A 13,078-nucleotide genomic window follows, 5' to 3' on the forward strand; every position below is an offset into this window, starting at 1 on the left:
TATGTCGGCCTGCCGGGCCCCGTCCTGTCCGCCATCAGGGGAAATGCACCTGTGGATGACATGTCCTGTGGAATTCTGGTGGGGTATCCCCCGCGGTCACCATCGTGAAAGGACTGACCCATGAACGCACTTGACGAAATCTTGGCGGCCCTGCCCGTCGAGCGACTGGCCCAGCAGCTCGGTGAGGACCCGGCGGCGGTGCAGCAGGCCGCCGGCCCGGCGGTCACCAGCCTGCTGGGCGGCTTGACGCAGAATGCCCAGTCGCCCGAGGGCGAGCTCTCCTTGGCCGAGGCCCTGCAGCAGCACCAGCAACGTGACCTGGTGCGCGACGGCGGTGTCGATGTCGACCGGGTGGACCCTGCCGACGGCGAGAAGATCGTGAACCACGTCTTCGGCAACCAGTCCACCGGCGTGGCCCAGTCGCTGGGGCAGCAGGCCGGTGTCTCCAGCGACCTGGTGCGCAAGCTCCTGCCGCTGCTCGCCCCCGTGGTGCTCGGCTACCTGGCCAAGCAGCTGGGTGGCGGGAACTCCGCCGCCGGCAACATCTTGGGCCAGGTGTTCGGCGGTGCGGGCCAGCAGGCCGGTGCCGGTGTCGGTGCCGGCAACACGGGCATGCTCGGCGGCGTGCTGTCCCAGGTGCTGGGCAGTGTGCTGGGTGGCCAGGCCGCCCCGGCCGGCAATCCCTTCGACCCGTCCACGGCGCAGTCCACGCACCAGCAGGCGCAGGCTGGCGGGGGCGACATCGTCTCCCAGATCCTGGGCGGTCTGTTCAAGAACTGAGCGGTCCACCTGCAGGACCAGTCGTCACTCGGTGAGGCGCACGCACCCTAGGCTGGGGGCGTGCGCCTCGTTCTTGCCAGCTCCTCCCCCGCCCGTCTCAGGACCCTCTCCCGTGCCGGGATCGAGGCCGACGTGGTCCGTCCCGAGGTCGACGAGGACGCCTTCACCGCGCCCAGCGCCGGGGAACTGACCTGCATCCTGGCCAGCGCCAAGGGCGAGGCGGCGGCGCCTAGTCTGGATGCCGACGCTGACTGGGTGCTGGTGGCCTGCGACACGCTGCTGGAGCTCGACCAGCGCACCTGGGGCAAGCCGGGTGACGCGGCCTCGGCCGAGGCGCTGTGGCGACGGCTGCGGGGACGCACCGCCCGGGTGCACACCGGCCACCACATCGTGGTCAACACCGCAGGCGATCGGCGCGCCGTGACCCGCCTGGCCACGGCGGAGGTGACCTTCGCCGACCTCTCGGACGAGGAGATCGCTGCCTACGTGGAGACGGGTGAACCCGCCCGGTGTGCGGGCGGGTTCACGATCGACGGTTTCGGCGGGCCCTTCGTCACCAGCATCCGCGGCGACCACCACACCGTGGTGGGCATCTCGCTGCCGCTGCTGCGCCAGGTACTGCTCGACCTGGGCATCGGCTGGCACGAGCTGTGGCAGGCACCCACCCAGGGCTGAGCGCCCGGCTTCAGTCGCGCTTGTGGGCCATTCCGCGCACGATGGCGTCACCGATGGACTGGATCAGCTGCACGATGATGATCAGCACGACGACCGAGACCAGCAGCACCGGGGTGTTGAAGCGCTGGTAGCCGTAGCGGATGGCGAAGTCGCCCACGCCGCCGCCGCCGATCGTGCCGGCCATGGCGGAGTAGCCGATCAGCATCACCAGGGTGAGGGTGGCGCCGGCCACCAGCGGGCTCATCGCCTCGGGCAGCAGCACCTTGCGCACGATCTGGCCATTGCTGGCCCCCATCACCTTGGCGGCCTCGATCTTGCCCGGGGCCACCTCGCGCAGCGCCGACTCGACGACGCGCCCGAAGAAGGGGATGGCGCCGATGGCCAGCGGGACGACGGCGGCCGTCGGCCCGTAGGCGGTGCCCACCACCAGGCGGGTCAGCGGGATCACCGCGATCAGCAGGATCAGGAAGGGCAGCGAGCGGAAGATGTTGACCAGTCCGCCGAAGAGCTTGTTGAAGCCCTTGCTGGGGGCCAGTCCGTCGGAATCAGTCACCCGCAGCAGGATGCCGGTGAGGGTGCCGAGGACGAGGGTGATCAGGAAGCTGAGCAGGACCATCCATCCCGTCTCGACCAGTGCCTTCCCCAGCTCGGGGAGGGACTCGGCGATGCTGGTCTTGTTCATGCGCTCACGCTCACAGGGAATCGGGGGGTCATTCGCTCACGCTCACTCCGCGCTCGGTGAAGAACTTCGTGATGACGGCATCGTCCAGATCGCTATGGGGGTGGTCGAAGCTGACGCGCAGCCGTCCCACCTTGTGGCCGGCGATCTGCTCCACCGAGCCGCCGAGGATCGACACGTCGATGCCGGTCTGGCGGGTGAAGGTGCTCAGCAGGGGTTCGCTGACGCCTTGGTTGACGAAGCTCAGCAGCTGGCTGGGCACGTCGAGGCCCTCGGGGACGCGCCCCAGCGGGATCAGCTGGTCCGCGATCCGGGAGGCCGGGTCGGCCACGAGGTCCAGCAGCGTGCCGCTCTCGACGACCCGGCCGTCGGCCATCAGTGCCGCCGCGTCACAGATGCGACGCACGACCTCCGACTCGTGGGTGATGAGCAGCACCGTGAGACCCATCCGGTCTCGAAGGTCCTTGACCAGGTCGAGGATCTGCTCGGTGGTGGTCGGGTCGAGCGCGCTGGTGGCCTCGTCCATCAGCAGCACCTTGGGTCGGGTGGCGAGCGCCCGGGCGATGCCGACGCGCTGCTTCTGCCCTCCGGAGAGCTGGGACGGGTAGGCACCGGCCTTGTCGGGCAGGCCGACGAGCTCCAGCAGTTCGGTGACGCGAGGCGCGATGGTGCGCGCGTCGACTCCGGCCAGCTCCAGGCCAAAGGCGACATTGTCGAAGACGGTGCGGCTGGCCAGCAGGTTGAAGTGCTGGAAGATGGTGCCCATCTGTCGCCGGGCGACGCGCAGCTGCTTGTCCCCCAGCGCCGTCCAGTCGGTGCCCGCCACCGTGATGGTGCCGCTGGTGACCGGCTCCAGGTGGTTGAGGCAGCGCAACAGGGTCGTCTTGCCCGCACCCGAACGCCCCAGGATGCCGAAGATCTGCCCCTGCGTGACGGTCAGGCTGACGTCATCGAGGGCGACGACGGGCGAGGCATTGCGGCCCCGCCCGTCGTAGACCTTGGAGACGTGGTCGAAGGAGATCACGACTGCTTGGCGGGCAGGACGCTGCCCTGGTAGTTGCTCTTGATCCAGTCCTGCAGCTGCTGGCTCTGCAGGGCTTCGGCGAGCTTGGCCACGCGCGGATCGTCCTTCTTCTCGGCCTTGACCGCCACCACATTGGCGAAGGGGTTGTCGACGGTCGACTCGCTGACGATTGCATCCGTGGATGGCTTCAGGCCTGCCTCGAGGGCGTTGGCGCCGTTGATGACGCTGATGGTGGCCTGCTGGTCGTCCAGGGTGGCCGGCAGCTGCGGGCGGTCGATCTTGAGGAAGTTCAGGCCCTTGGGGTTGGCGGTGATGTTCTTCTCGGTGATCTGCGCGTAGTCGAGGTCCTTGTCGGTGGACTTGACGTTGAGCGTGAGCAGCTTGGCGTCCTGGAGCAGGAGCAGTCCGCGCGACAGGTTGGTCGGATCTGCGGCCAGGGCCACGGTGGCGCCGTTGGGCACGTCCTTGAGGTCGGTCAGCTTCTTCGAGTAGATGCCCAGGGGCTCGACGTGGGTGGTGGCGGCGACGGCAAGGTCGTCGACGCCCTTCTCCTTCTGCCACGAGGTGAGGTAGGGCACGTGCTGGAAGAAGTTCGCGTCCACATCGCCGGACTCCAGCAGCTGGTTCGGGTCGATGTCGCCGGTGATGCCCTTGACCTCGATCTTGGTCTCGCCGAGCAGGCCGAGCTCCTGCACCTTCTCCAGGATCTCGGTGTGCGGGGTGGCATCGGCCATCACCACGAGGGGGCCGTCGGTGGAGCTGCCTCCGCCCAGGCCGCAGCCGGTGAGGGCGAGCGCGGCCAGTGCGGCGGTACCGGTCAGCAGGGAGCGTCGTGTGGTGTTCATGGATGTGTCCTTCTGGAGGGCAGGCTGGGCGTCGGAGTCTTCGGGCTTCCTGACAACGCCACCGGGAGCTGGCTCGACCGGACCGTCCCGATGGGGACAGGAGCGAAGGGCGTTGTCAGCCGAACATTCGGCACATCATGCAGGCACAGCAGATGACGGGCATGGTGTGGCCCGTCATCTTCTCGCACTTGCACGGCATGGCCCGGAATCTATCGCGGGTCCACATCGGGCGGCAATTTCGTCCACGATGTGGCCACCCCCCGTGGGCGGCTCAGCGCCGCTGGTGGCGCAGCGCGAGGGCGCAGGTCTGTTCCGAGCAGGTGGCGGCCCCTTCCCAGCGGCTGTGGTCGCTGTCAGGTCCGTGGAAGAGCACCGAGCTGCCCCGGGCAGCCTCGACCACCCAGCCATCGGGAAGCCGTGTGGTGAACCACTGCTCGAGCACGTCGCCGTCGGTGGTGGGCATGGTGAGGGTGACCACATTGGGCTGGTCGATGCGGCTGGTGATCGACAGCCCGGCGGGCAGCAGCAGTTCTCCTGGTCCGTGGACGAAGCCCCGGTGGGCCAGCGTGGTCGAGTCGGCGGGAATGCTGGACGGGATGCTCGGCACGGTGCCCGTCGCGGCAGGCTCGGTGCCACCCTGGCACCCGGCCAGCAGTCCGGCGCAGGCCAGCACCGCCACGGCGGCTCTCACGTCGATCACCCACCCAGCCTACTGTCGAGGGCCAAGGCAGTGTCGGGGCCCTAGGCTGGGGCCATGACTTCCCTTCCCGTCGCCCTGGTCACCGGAGGTTCCCGCGGTATCGGCCTGGCCGTCTGCCACCGCCTCGCCAGCACCCACCACCTGTTGGTGGGCGGCCGCAGCCCGGAGACGACGCGGCAGGTGGCCTCCCAGCTGCCCAGCGCCGAGCCCTTCTGCTGCGACCTGGACGATGCCGAGGCGGTGGAGCAGGCGATGTCACGGGTGCAGCGCCTCGACGTGCTGGTGCTCTCGGCGGGCATCACCGCCGGCGGCACGGTGGCCGAGACGCCGCTCGACGAGTGGCGTCGGGTGATGCAGACCAACCTGTTCTCCGTTGTCGGCCTCACCCGGCTGGCGCTGCCGCTGCTGCGTGAGTCCCGCGGCATGGTGGTGACGATCAACTCCGGCTCGGGCTTCACGTCGAAGCCCGGCAATGGCGTCTACTCGGCCAGCAAGTTCGCACTGCGCGCCTTCACCGACGCCCTGCGTGAGGAGGAGCGCGGCACGGTGCGGGTCAGCTCGGTGCATCCCGGACGGGTGGACACCCACATGCAGCGCGAGATGTGGGCCGAGCTGGGCCGTGACTACGCCCCCGATGACCACCTGCGTCCCCAGTCAGTGGCCGAGGCCGTCGCACTGGCGGTACTGGCCAGCCCCGAGGCGAACCTGGACGAGATCTCGATCCGGCCCGTCGTCCAGTCCTGAGCGTCATCCAGACTCAGAGCTCGCATCGACCTACACCCTCATCTGTGAGGAGCCCGTTACCCGCCACGACCTCGGCACGCACCACCAGGTTCCCGTTGCCCAGGTTCACCGACGCCGCGATCCCATCCGCCACAGGAAAGTCCTGCAAGCCGTAATGCCCCTGCACCCCCAACCCAGGCGCAGCAACATTCGCATTCACCGTGCTGATCGCCTGGGCCTGGACCCGATCGGTCGACTGGGCCCGCACCGCGCCACTGGCGGCATACTTCCACCGCTTCGACCTGTCCGGTGCCTTGCCCCTCGCAGACCGGTTCAACGTGTCACGGCCCGGCGCAGACAACCGCGCCGCCTCCGCCCCCGTACGAACCTGTTCCGGGGCGCCCTTCACCGCAGGCGGCGCCAGATTCGCGCCCTTGTCAAAGAACAACTCACCATCCGTGACCGGCGCCGCAACCGCAGCACCACCAGCCAGGCCACTGCTCAGCAAGGTCACCAACGACAACGACAACACGCCCACACGACGCATCCGACCATCACGAACCCGACAACCACTCAAGGGGGGATCGACACCATCACAGGCTCATCTCTCAACAACGAAGCCGCACCATCGCGACCTCTCCGGGGGAAAACCACCAGCAGCCACCCTCGCCGGGCAGCAGGATGCCCCAATATTTAGCCCACACAACGATTCCAGCACAAGGGTCCTACGGGAGATTCCTCATTGGACGGCACGCCTGGTCGAAGTTGGCCCGGCGGGAGGCCCGACGCAGGATCCTGAGCACCGACGGGCCCAGCACCAGGATCAGCACCAGGTTGGTCAGCGCCCGACCCAAGTTCCAGCCCATCGAGGTGGCGGCATTGTACAGCACGAAGCGGTGCAGATTGGCCCAGGGGCCGATCGTCGGGTCGAAGGACAGGGCCGAGGCATTGCCCAGCGCGAAGGGCCAGAAGGCAAGGTCCATCAGCCAGCCGTAGACGAAGCCGCTCAGCACGCCGTACAGGCCGAGCATCGCCACCTCCGCACGGCCCCGAAGCCTCGGCAGAAGTCCTGCTCCGAGCCCGACGAAGCCCGCGGCCAGCATCTGGAAGGGCAGCCAGGGCCCCATGCCGCTGGTGAGCAGCGCAGAGCAGAACAGGGTCGTGGTACCCAGGACGAAACCGAAACCGGGACCGAAGACCCGGGCGGCGAGAATCATCAGGAAGAAGATGAGCTCCATGCCGGCGGTGCCAGTGCCGAGAGGACGAAGCCCCGCCCCCACGGCCGTCAGCACCCCGAGCAGCGCGAGCGCCTTCACGTCCATGTCGTCGTGGCCCAGCTGCGTCATCACCACCGCGATCACCACCGGCAGCACCAGCGCGAAGACCAGCGGGGTCTGGCCGCCGGCCATGTCGGAACCGGGTCCGCTGCGCGGCGTCCACAGCAGCGGCCAGCAGAAGGCCAGCAGTGACATGGCGGCCGCGACGCCCAGGGCCAGCGCCGAGGGCAGCGAGACCTTCAGCACCGAGGGGCGACGGCCTCGTCGCCCGGGATCCCGTTCAGCCACGGCGACATCCCACCTCGGCGACGGTGAGCACGTCCTCGGGGTGGAAGACCTTGCTCACCTGCGGCGCGAAGACCGGCGAACTGGTGCACACCTCTCGGGTGGGGCCGTCGGCCACCACCTCACCCTCGGCCATCACCAGGGTGCGGTCACTGGCCCTGGCGGCGAACTCGACATCATGGGTGCTCACCACGATGCAGCTGCCCTGGGCGGCGAGCCGGGCCAGGATCTGGGCCAGCTCCTCCTTCATCCGGTAGTCCAGACCGCGGGTGGGCTCGTCGAGCAGCACGACGGTCGGGCGCGCGACCAGCTGAATGGCGAGCACCAGGGCCAGCCGCTGTCCCTCGGAGAGGTCGCGCGGGTGGCGTTCGGGGTCGAGGCAGGCGCCCAGTTCATGGAGCAGCCCGGCGGTGGTGCCGGCCGGAGAACCAGTCTCCCGGTCTGCCTGGGCACACTCCTGGGCGACGGTGGGCAGGTAGAGCAGGTCGGCGGCGGTCTGCGGCACCAGGCTGACCGCTTCGCGGGCCCGGGCGGGCGCCACCCGTCGCGGGTCGATGCCGTCCACCTCGACGAGGCCGGAGCAGTCGAGTGCCCCCTGCAGCGCCCACAGCAGCGAGGACTTGCCCGAGCCATTGCGCCCCATCAGCGCGGTGACGGTGCCGGGGTGGAGGGCGATGGTGATGTCGTCGACGGCCAGCACCTCGCCGTAGCTGACCCGCAGCTTGTCGGTGCGGGCCACCACCGGCCCTGCCACCACGGTGCTCGGCCCCTCGGCCTCGGGCGCACGCAGCGTGACCTGCTCACGACGCACCCTGCGACGGGCATCGCGCACGCTGGTGGGTACCTCGGGCCAATCCATCTCGCGGGCCAGTGCACTCAGCGGCGGTACCACATCGCAGCGGGCGAAGACCTCGGCCGGATCACCCAGCACGGCGCTGCCGTCGCCCGGCAGCCACAACACCTGGTCGGCGGCGTGCATGACGCGCTCGATGCGGTGCTCGGCCAGCACGACGGTCAGGCCCACCTCGTGCACCAGGGTGGTGATGGAGGCCAGCACGTCCTGCGCGGCGGTGGGGTCCAGCGCGCTGGTGGGCTCGTCGAGGACGACCACCCGGGGCTGGGCCGCGAGCACGGCGGCGATGGCGACCCGTTGTTGCTGGCCGCCGGACAGCTCGGTGAGTGCGCGGCGGCGCAGGTCGGCGATGCCCATGAGGTCGAGGGTCTCCTCGACGCGCTTGCGCATCGCCAGCGGCGAGAGGCCGAGCTGTTCCATGCCATAGGCCACCTCGTCCTCGACGCGGTCGGTGACGAAGCCCGCCAACGGGTCCTGGGCGACGAAGCCGACCAGCTCTGCCATCTCGCGCGGCCGGTGGGTGCGGGTGGAGCGCCCGGCGACGCTCACCTCGCCGGACAGGTGGCCACCGGTGAAGTGTGGCACCAGGCCGTTGATGGCGCCCAGCAGGGTGGACTTGCCGGTGCCGGTGCGGCCCACCACCAGGCACAGGTCGCCCTCCTCGATGGTGAGGCTCACCCCGTCCAGCACCGGACGCTCGGCCCCGGAATGCCGGAAGCCGACCTCGCGGAAGTCGATCATGGACATCTCCTCACACACATCACAGTTCCCCGGCGGGCGGTCGGGGCGTGCAGAACAGGGGTGCCGCGACGGCCAGCAGCAGCGGCAGCACGCGCACGTCGAGCCCCGGCCAGGACGGCGGCGAGGGACTGGGCAGCACCATCTGCGGGGACAGCCGCACCAGGACGGCACTGCTGATGACGGCAACCACCGCCGCGGCGCACAGCGTCCACTCGGGTCGCTGCCACGGGTCGGGGCGGTAGCGGGTGACGGCCAGCCGACGACCCGAGACACGGATCCCCAGCCAGGCCAGCACTCCCCCGCAGCCCAGCGCCAGCCATGACCACGGCGAGGAGTTGGGCACGCCGAGCAGCAGGAAGGTGCCGAGGGTGACCAGCACCAGCGAGCCGAGCAGGGCGACGGTGGTGCCGCGGCCCACGGGCTGGCCGCTGTGGGTGCGTCCGTAGCCGCGCGACTCCATGCCCGCGGCCAGCTGCAGGGAACGGTCGATGGCGTCCTCCAGCACTGGCGCGACCACCTCGCGCACCGCCCGCCAGCCAGTGGACCGACCCCCGCGCAGGCGACGGGCCCGTCGCACCCGCTGGATGCTCTCCACCAGCTGGGGTGCGACGCTGAGGGCCACCACCAGCGCGACGCTGAGCTGGTACAAGGCGGGTGGCACGGCGCGCAGGGCACGCCGCGGATTGGCCAGCGAGTTGGCGGCGCCGACGCACAGCAGGATGCCGGCCAGCCGCAGCGAGTCGTAGAGGGTGAACAGCAGGGCGTCGAGGGTGACCTCACCGCCCAGGCGGATCCCGGCGGCCCAGCCGGGCAGCTGCAGGTTGGGCAGGGTGAACAGCACCTGGCCGCTGCGGTTGACGCCCATCACCACTTGGAAGAACATCCGCAGGCCGATCACCACCAGCGCCAGCCACAGGTAGACGCCGGCCGAGCGGGCCCAGGGGGCGGCGGTGCGGCGCTCCAGCACCACGATCCACACCGTCGTGACCACCAGCAGCACCAGCAGCGGATTGGTCACCAGGCTCACCGCCACGGCCGCGCCGATCGCCCAGGCCCACCAGGCCATCGGGTGCACGAGCCGGCCGAGCTTCCGCACCGGGGGTGCGTCGAGCACGGCACCCTGCCCCCGTGACAGGACATCGTGCGGGGTGACGGCGCGCGCCGGCATCGGGTCTCCTTCCGCAGCCTCGACGGTTCTGGTGAGTCCGGTCGAGGGCAGGCATTCCGGCTCGGGAGCGCAGCTCCGTGACGGTTGCGGGTCAGCTCCGGACTTGCACCGGATTCCCCTGTCGACGACCCGGCCACGCTACTGGACGGGTGGGACGAAGCCATATTCTTGGACGATGCACGAGACCCAGCAGAGCCTGCACGCCACCATCGGCGTGCTCACCTTCCACCGGCCCGAACAGATCGTCCAGACCGTCGAAATGCTGCACCAGCAGCTTTCCGCGCTACAGGCACCGTGGAGCGGCGAGGTGCTGGTGGTGGACAACGACCCGGCCGGCAGTGGACGTGATGCCGTGGAGGCGATGGGACTGGACCGGGTGCGGTTCGTGGTGGAGCCGACCCCCGGGATCGCGGCGGCGCGCAATCGTGCGCTCGACGAGGCCCAGTCCTCGGCCGGCCGCCAGGACGGGGTCGAGGGGGGCAGCGACGTGCTGCTCTTCCTCGACGACGACGGCCGTCCCGGGCCGGGATGGCTGCAGCTGATGCTTGACTGCTGGCTGGCCAGCCGGCCGGCCGCCGTCGCCGGTTTCGTCGACACCCGCTACCCCGGTGAGGTGGACCCGTGGATCCACGCCGGGGGTTTCTTCACCCGCCGCCGCTGGGAGTCGGGGCGGGAGCTGCCGGCCGCGGCCTGCGGCAACCTGCTGCTCGACCTGCACCAGCTGGGCGCGCGGCGCTTCTCCACCGGCCTGGGGATGGGTGGTGGCGAGGACACGCTGCTCACCCGCCAGATCGTCGCCGCCGGTGGGCGCATCGTCGCCTGCCCCGAGGCGGTCGTGGTGGACCTGGTGACCACCGACCGGATGACCCGCCAGTGGGTGCTGCTGCGCTCGCTGAGCCACGGCAACACCCACGGCGTACTGACGCTGATGCTGGCCGGGGACCGGTTGGCCCGTCCGAAGCTGCTGGCCGGTGGCCTGGGCCGAATGGTCGCCGGGGGCGGACGGTCGCTGCTGGGACGCGCCCGCCACGACCTCACCCACCAGGCCCGCGGCAGCCGCGCCGCGGCCCGTGGCGCCGGCATGGTGCTGGCCGCTGCCGGCCTGCGCTACCAGGAATACGTGCGTGACGGTGGCTGGCGCGAGCGCCTGGCGCCGATCCCCGACGACCTTCGCCCACAGTCCGCCCACCGCAAGGAGAGCTCCCGATGACCACCTCGTCCCGCGTCAAGCAGCTGGTCCGTGGCCCGCTGGAGGCCGCAGCCGGCCCCGCCGTCGGTTCCATTGCCAGCATCCGCACCGAGCGCCCGGAGCTGGTCGTCACCTTCGACGACGGTCCCCTGCCGGGCACCACCGACGCGTTGGCCGAGGTGTTGGCCACGCACGACGCCAAGGCGGTCTTCTTCGTCCTGGGCACCCGCGTCAAGCGCGATCCCGGTCTGGTGCGGGAGCTGGCCGCGGTTGGCCACGAGATCGGCCTGCACGGCCTGGACCACCGCAAGGTGCGCAGCATGGCTCCCCGCCAGGCCTTCGACTGGCTGCAGCGGGGGCGCGGTGAGCTCACCGACGTGCTGGGCAGCCGGGTGGACTGGTTCCGTCCCCCGCACGGCGCGCAGAGTCCGCTGACCCGCGTGATGGCCGGGCGACTGGGCATGCGCACGGTGCTGTGGTCGGGCACCACCTGGGACTGGAAGGACGTCAGCCACGAACACCGCGTCGCCAAGGCGATGTCCGATGCCCGCCCCGGCGCCATCCTGCTGGCCCATGACGGCGCCGCCGATGCGTCCGACCTGGCGCGCGAGGAGGCCGTCACCGGCGTCGACAAGCCGCGGCTGCTCGACGAGGTGCTCACCGGCTTCGCCGAGCGCGGGCTGCGCTGCGTCACGCTCACCGAAGCTCTGGACCACGGCAGCGCCGTCAACCGGCTGAGCTTCTCGCGCTGAGGCGGGCGCCGTCGCCGCTCAGGTCCGGTCCCGACGACCCAGGTCCAGTCCCGACGACCCAGGTCCGGTCCCAACGACTCAGATCCAGTCGCGGCGGCGCAGCACCAGGTAGAGCGCCAGCGTGCCCAGCACCACGAGCGTGGTGGAGGCCGCCAGCCCCCAGGGACTGGAGAAGCCGGGGAAGGGGATGTTCTGGCCGAACCAGCCCGTCACCGCGGTGGGGACGGCGATGACGGCCGCCCAGCCGGCGAGCTTCTTCATCACGATGTTGCGTCGGGCATCCTGCAGCGACAGGTTGGTCTCGAAGATGCTGTTGACGATCTCGCGCAGCCCCCCGGTGCGCTCGGCATCGTGCTGGGCCAGGTCTGCCAGGTCCTGGTAGCGGCCCTGGAGGCTGCGGGGTACGACGAAGCCGTCGTCCTCGCTGCGCAACAGGGCCGCCACCACGTCGCGCATCGGCAGCACCGCGCGGCGGGTCTGCACCACCTCCTTGCGCAGCCGGTAGGTGACCTGCTGCATCCCGCCGGCGCGGCCCCGGTCACCGAACAGGTCGTCCTCCAGCGCCTCGGCCTGGTCCTCCAGGTCCTGCAGCAGGTCGGCGTGCCCGTCGACCACCTCGTCCAGCAGGCCGTGCAGCAGTGCTGCCACGTCGCGGCTGCCGGCCTCGATGTCCTCCTCCCAGTGCTCCACCACCCGGTCCATCGGGAACTGGGAGGCGCGGTGCACGGTCACCAGGTGGTCGGGAAAGACCAGCGCCGAGACGGGTGCCGTCCTCAGCCGCGAGTCATGGTCCTCACCGGCCTCCTGCGCCAACGACAGGACGTGGACGTGCACGAACAGGTGCCCGTGGTGGCGGGTCACCCGGGGCCGCTGCACACCGTCCAGGGCGTCGGCGACGACCTGGGGCGCGACCTTCAGCTCGGCGGCCAGGCGACGCAGCTCATCGGCGGCGCCGGGACGGTCCAGGTCGATGTCGGTCCAGGCAGCGTCGGGCAGTCCTGCCACCGCCTCAGTCCTCGCCCAAGAGCTTCGCGGCGGCGTCCACGCCCAGCACGACGTCATCGGGGTTGAGGACGGCGATGCGGATGCGGCGCTGCTGGGTCTGGCTCATCGGGCTGGGCAGCTGGTCGACGTCGAACCATCCGACCGCCACCGACTCATCGTCGCCGACGGCCGGCTCTCCGCTGACCCAGCGGGCACGGAAGGTGTGGTCCAGGTAGTCGTTCTGGTCGCCATTGTCGTACTGCATGCGTCCGGTGGGGCTCATCCACACCAGCCGCTCGATCTCGATCTCGACGCCGGCCTCCTCCTGGGCCTCGCGGACGGCCGCCAGGTGGGGGTCCTCCCCCGGCTCCACGATCCCGCAGATGGGGGTCCAGCTGCCGTC

The 13,078-nt window shown here is 70.4% G+C and carries 15 protein-coding genes and 1 riboswitch; of the genes, 5 read left to right on the plus strand and 10 right to left on the minus strand.

Annotated elements, in window-relative coordinates:
- Nucleotides 1-120: 120 nt before the first annotated feature.
- Both ACHFFZ_RS03695 and ACHFFZ_RS03700 read left to right on the plus strand, forming a co-directional pair.
- Nucleotides 121-780, plus strand: coding sequence for a DUF937 domain-containing protein (locus ACHFFZ_RS03695; protein ID WP_394275315.1), 660 nt, complete (start codon nt 121-123; stop codon nt 778-780).
- Between the two features lie 60 nt (nt 781-840).
- Nucleotides 841-1,455, plus strand: coding sequence for a Maf family protein (locus ACHFFZ_RS03700; RefSeq protein ID WP_394275316.1), 615 nt, complete (start codon nt 841-843; stop codon nt 1,453-1,455).
- Nucleotides 1,456-1,465: 10 nt separating this feature from the next.
- Here ACHFFZ_RS03700 and ACHFFZ_RS03705 read toward each other — a convergent pair whose 3' ends face one another.
- From ACHFFZ_RS03705 to ACHFFZ_RS03720, 4 genes are all read right to left on the minus strand, one after another.
- Nucleotides 1,466-2,122, minus strand: coding sequence for a methionine ABC transporter permease (locus ACHFFZ_RS03705; protein WP_394275329.1), 657 nt, complete (start codon nt 2,120-2,122; stop codon nt 1,466-1,468).
- A gap of 43 nt (nt 2,123-2,165) precedes the next feature.
- Nucleotides 2,166-3,158 (minus strand): methionine ABC transporter ATP-binding protein, encoded by a 993-nt coding sequence (locus ACHFFZ_RS03710; protein ID WP_394275317.1) that lies wholly within the window; start codon nt 3,156-3,158, stop codon nt 2,166-2,168.
- Complete coding sequence (locus ACHFFZ_RS03715; protein WP_394275318.1) at nt 3,155-4,003, minus strand: MetQ/NlpA family ABC transporter substrate-binding protein; 849 nt, start codon at nt 4,001-4,003, stop codon at nt 3,155-3,157. The genes ACHFFZ_RS03710 and ACHFFZ_RS03715 overlap by 4 nt, the downstream gene beginning before the upstream one ends.
- 271 nt (nt 4,004-4,274) lie before the next feature.
- Complete coding sequence (locus ACHFFZ_RS03720) at nt 4,275-4,703, minus strand: hypothetical protein (protein WP_394275319.1); 429 nt, start codon at nt 4,701-4,703, stop codon at nt 4,275-4,277.
- Between the two features lie 54 nt (nt 4,704-4,757).
- Between ACHFFZ_RS03720 and ACHFFZ_RS03725 the strand changes: the two genes are divergently transcribed.
- Entirely contained in the window at nt 4,758-5,447 is a 690-nt protein-coding gene (locus tag ACHFFZ_RS03725) for an SDR family oxidoreductase (RefSeq protein ID WP_394275320.1), read from the plus strand.
- A 13-nt stretch (nt 5,448-5,460) separates the two neighbouring features.
- On the opposite strand, the gene ACHFFZ_RS03730 is transcribed toward ACHFFZ_RS03725, so the two are convergent.
- From ACHFFZ_RS03730 to ACHFFZ_RS03745, 4 genes are all read right to left on the minus strand, one after another.
- Nucleotides 5,461-5,964 (minus strand): hypothetical protein, encoded by a 504-nt coding sequence (locus ACHFFZ_RS03730; RefSeq protein WP_394275321.1) that lies wholly within the window; start codon nt 5,962-5,964, stop codon nt 5,461-5,463.
- A gap of 187 nt (nt 5,965-6,151) precedes the next feature.
- Nucleotides 6,152-6,991, minus strand: coding sequence for an ECF transporter S component (locus ACHFFZ_RS03735; RefSeq protein ID WP_394275322.1), 840 nt, complete (start codon nt 6,989-6,991; stop codon nt 6,152-6,154).
- On the minus strand, nt 6,984-8,588 hold the full coding sequence (locus ACHFFZ_RS03740; protein WP_394275323.1) for an ABC transporter ATP-binding protein: 1,605 nt from the start codon (nt 8,586-8,588) through the stop codon (nt 6,984-6,986). The genes ACHFFZ_RS03735 and ACHFFZ_RS03740 overlap by 8 nt, the downstream gene beginning before the upstream one ends.
- A 13-nt stretch (nt 8,589-8,601) precedes the next feature.
- A complete protein-coding gene (locus ACHFFZ_RS03745; protein ID WP_394275324.1) occupies nt 8,602-9,750 on the minus strand; it encodes a CbiQ family ECF transporter T component in 1,149 nt (382 codons plus the stop codon).
- Between the two features lie 28 nt (nt 9,751-9,778).
- A riboswitch (cobalamin riboswitch) is annotated at nt 9,779-9,930 on the minus strand.
- Between ACHFFZ_RS03745 and ACHFFZ_RS03750 the strand changes: the two genes are divergently transcribed.
- Nucleotides 9,926-10,960, plus strand: a complete 1,035-nt coding sequence (locus tag ACHFFZ_RS03750) for a glycosyltransferase family 2 protein (RefSeq protein WP_394275325.1) — start codon at nt 9,926-9,928, stop codon at nt 10,958-10,960. (Overlaps the previous riboswitch by 5 nt.)
- Nucleotides 10,957-11,691: a polysaccharide deacetylase family protein gene (locus ACHFFZ_RS03755; protein ID WP_394275326.1), complete on the plus strand. Its 735-nt coding sequence runs from the start codon at nt 10,957-10,959 to the stop codon at nt 11,689-11,691. Before ACHFFZ_RS03750 ends, ACHFFZ_RS03755 begins: the two co-directional genes overlap by 4 nt.
- 78 nt (nt 11,692-11,769) lie before the next feature.
- Here ACHFFZ_RS03755 and ACHFFZ_RS03760 read toward each other — a convergent pair whose 3' ends face one another.
- Together ACHFFZ_RS03760 and ACHFFZ_RS03765 are read right to left on the minus strand one after the other, a co-directional pair.
- On the minus strand, nt 11,770-12,696 hold the full coding sequence (locus ACHFFZ_RS03760; RefSeq protein WP_394275327.1) for a magnesium transporter CorA family protein: 927 nt from the start codon (nt 12,694-12,696) through the stop codon (nt 11,770-11,772).
- A 4-nt stretch (nt 12,697-12,700) separates the two neighbouring features.
- Nucleotides 12,701-13,078, minus strand: a 378-nt coding sequence (locus ACHFFZ_RS03765) for an NUDIX domain-containing protein (protein WP_394275328.1), incomplete at its 5' end; no start/stop codon positions are given.

This window comes from Luteococcus sp. (assembly GCF_043424415.1).
Taxonomy (GTDB): domain Bacteria; phylum Actinomycetota; class Actinomycetes; order Propionibacteriales; family Propionibacteriaceae; genus Luteococcus.

Bases quoted from the DNA above. Each gene is read 5' to 3' on its own strand.
- ACHFFZ_RS03695 (WP_394275315.1), top strand. From the start codon at position 121: ATGAACGCACTTGACGAAATCTTGGCGGCCCTGCCCGTCGAGCGACTG.
- ACHFFZ_RS03715 (WP_394275318.1), bottom strand. From the start codon at position 4,003: ATGAACACCACACGACGCTCCCTGCTGACCGGTACCGCCGCACTGGCC.
- ACHFFZ_RS03725 (WP_394275320.1), top strand. From the start codon at position 4,758: ATGACTTCCCTTCCCGTCGCCCTGGTCACCGGAGGTTCCCGCGGTATC.
- ACHFFZ_RS03740 (WP_394275323.1), bottom strand. From the start codon at position 8,588: ATGTCCATGATCGACTTCCGCGAGGTCGGCTTCCGGCATTCCGGGGCC.
- ACHFFZ_RS03745 (WP_394275324.1), bottom strand. From the start codon at position 9,750: ATGCCGGCGCGCGCCGTCACCCCGCACGATGTCCTGTCACGGGGGCAG.
- ACHFFZ_RS03750 (WP_394275325.1), top strand. From the start codon at position 9,926: ATGCACGAGACCCAGCAGAGCCTGCACGCCACCATCGGCGTGCTCACC.
- ACHFFZ_RS03755 (WP_394275326.1), top strand. From the start codon at position 10,957: ATGACCACCTCGTCCCGCGTCAAGCAGCTGGTCCGTGGCCCGCTGGAG.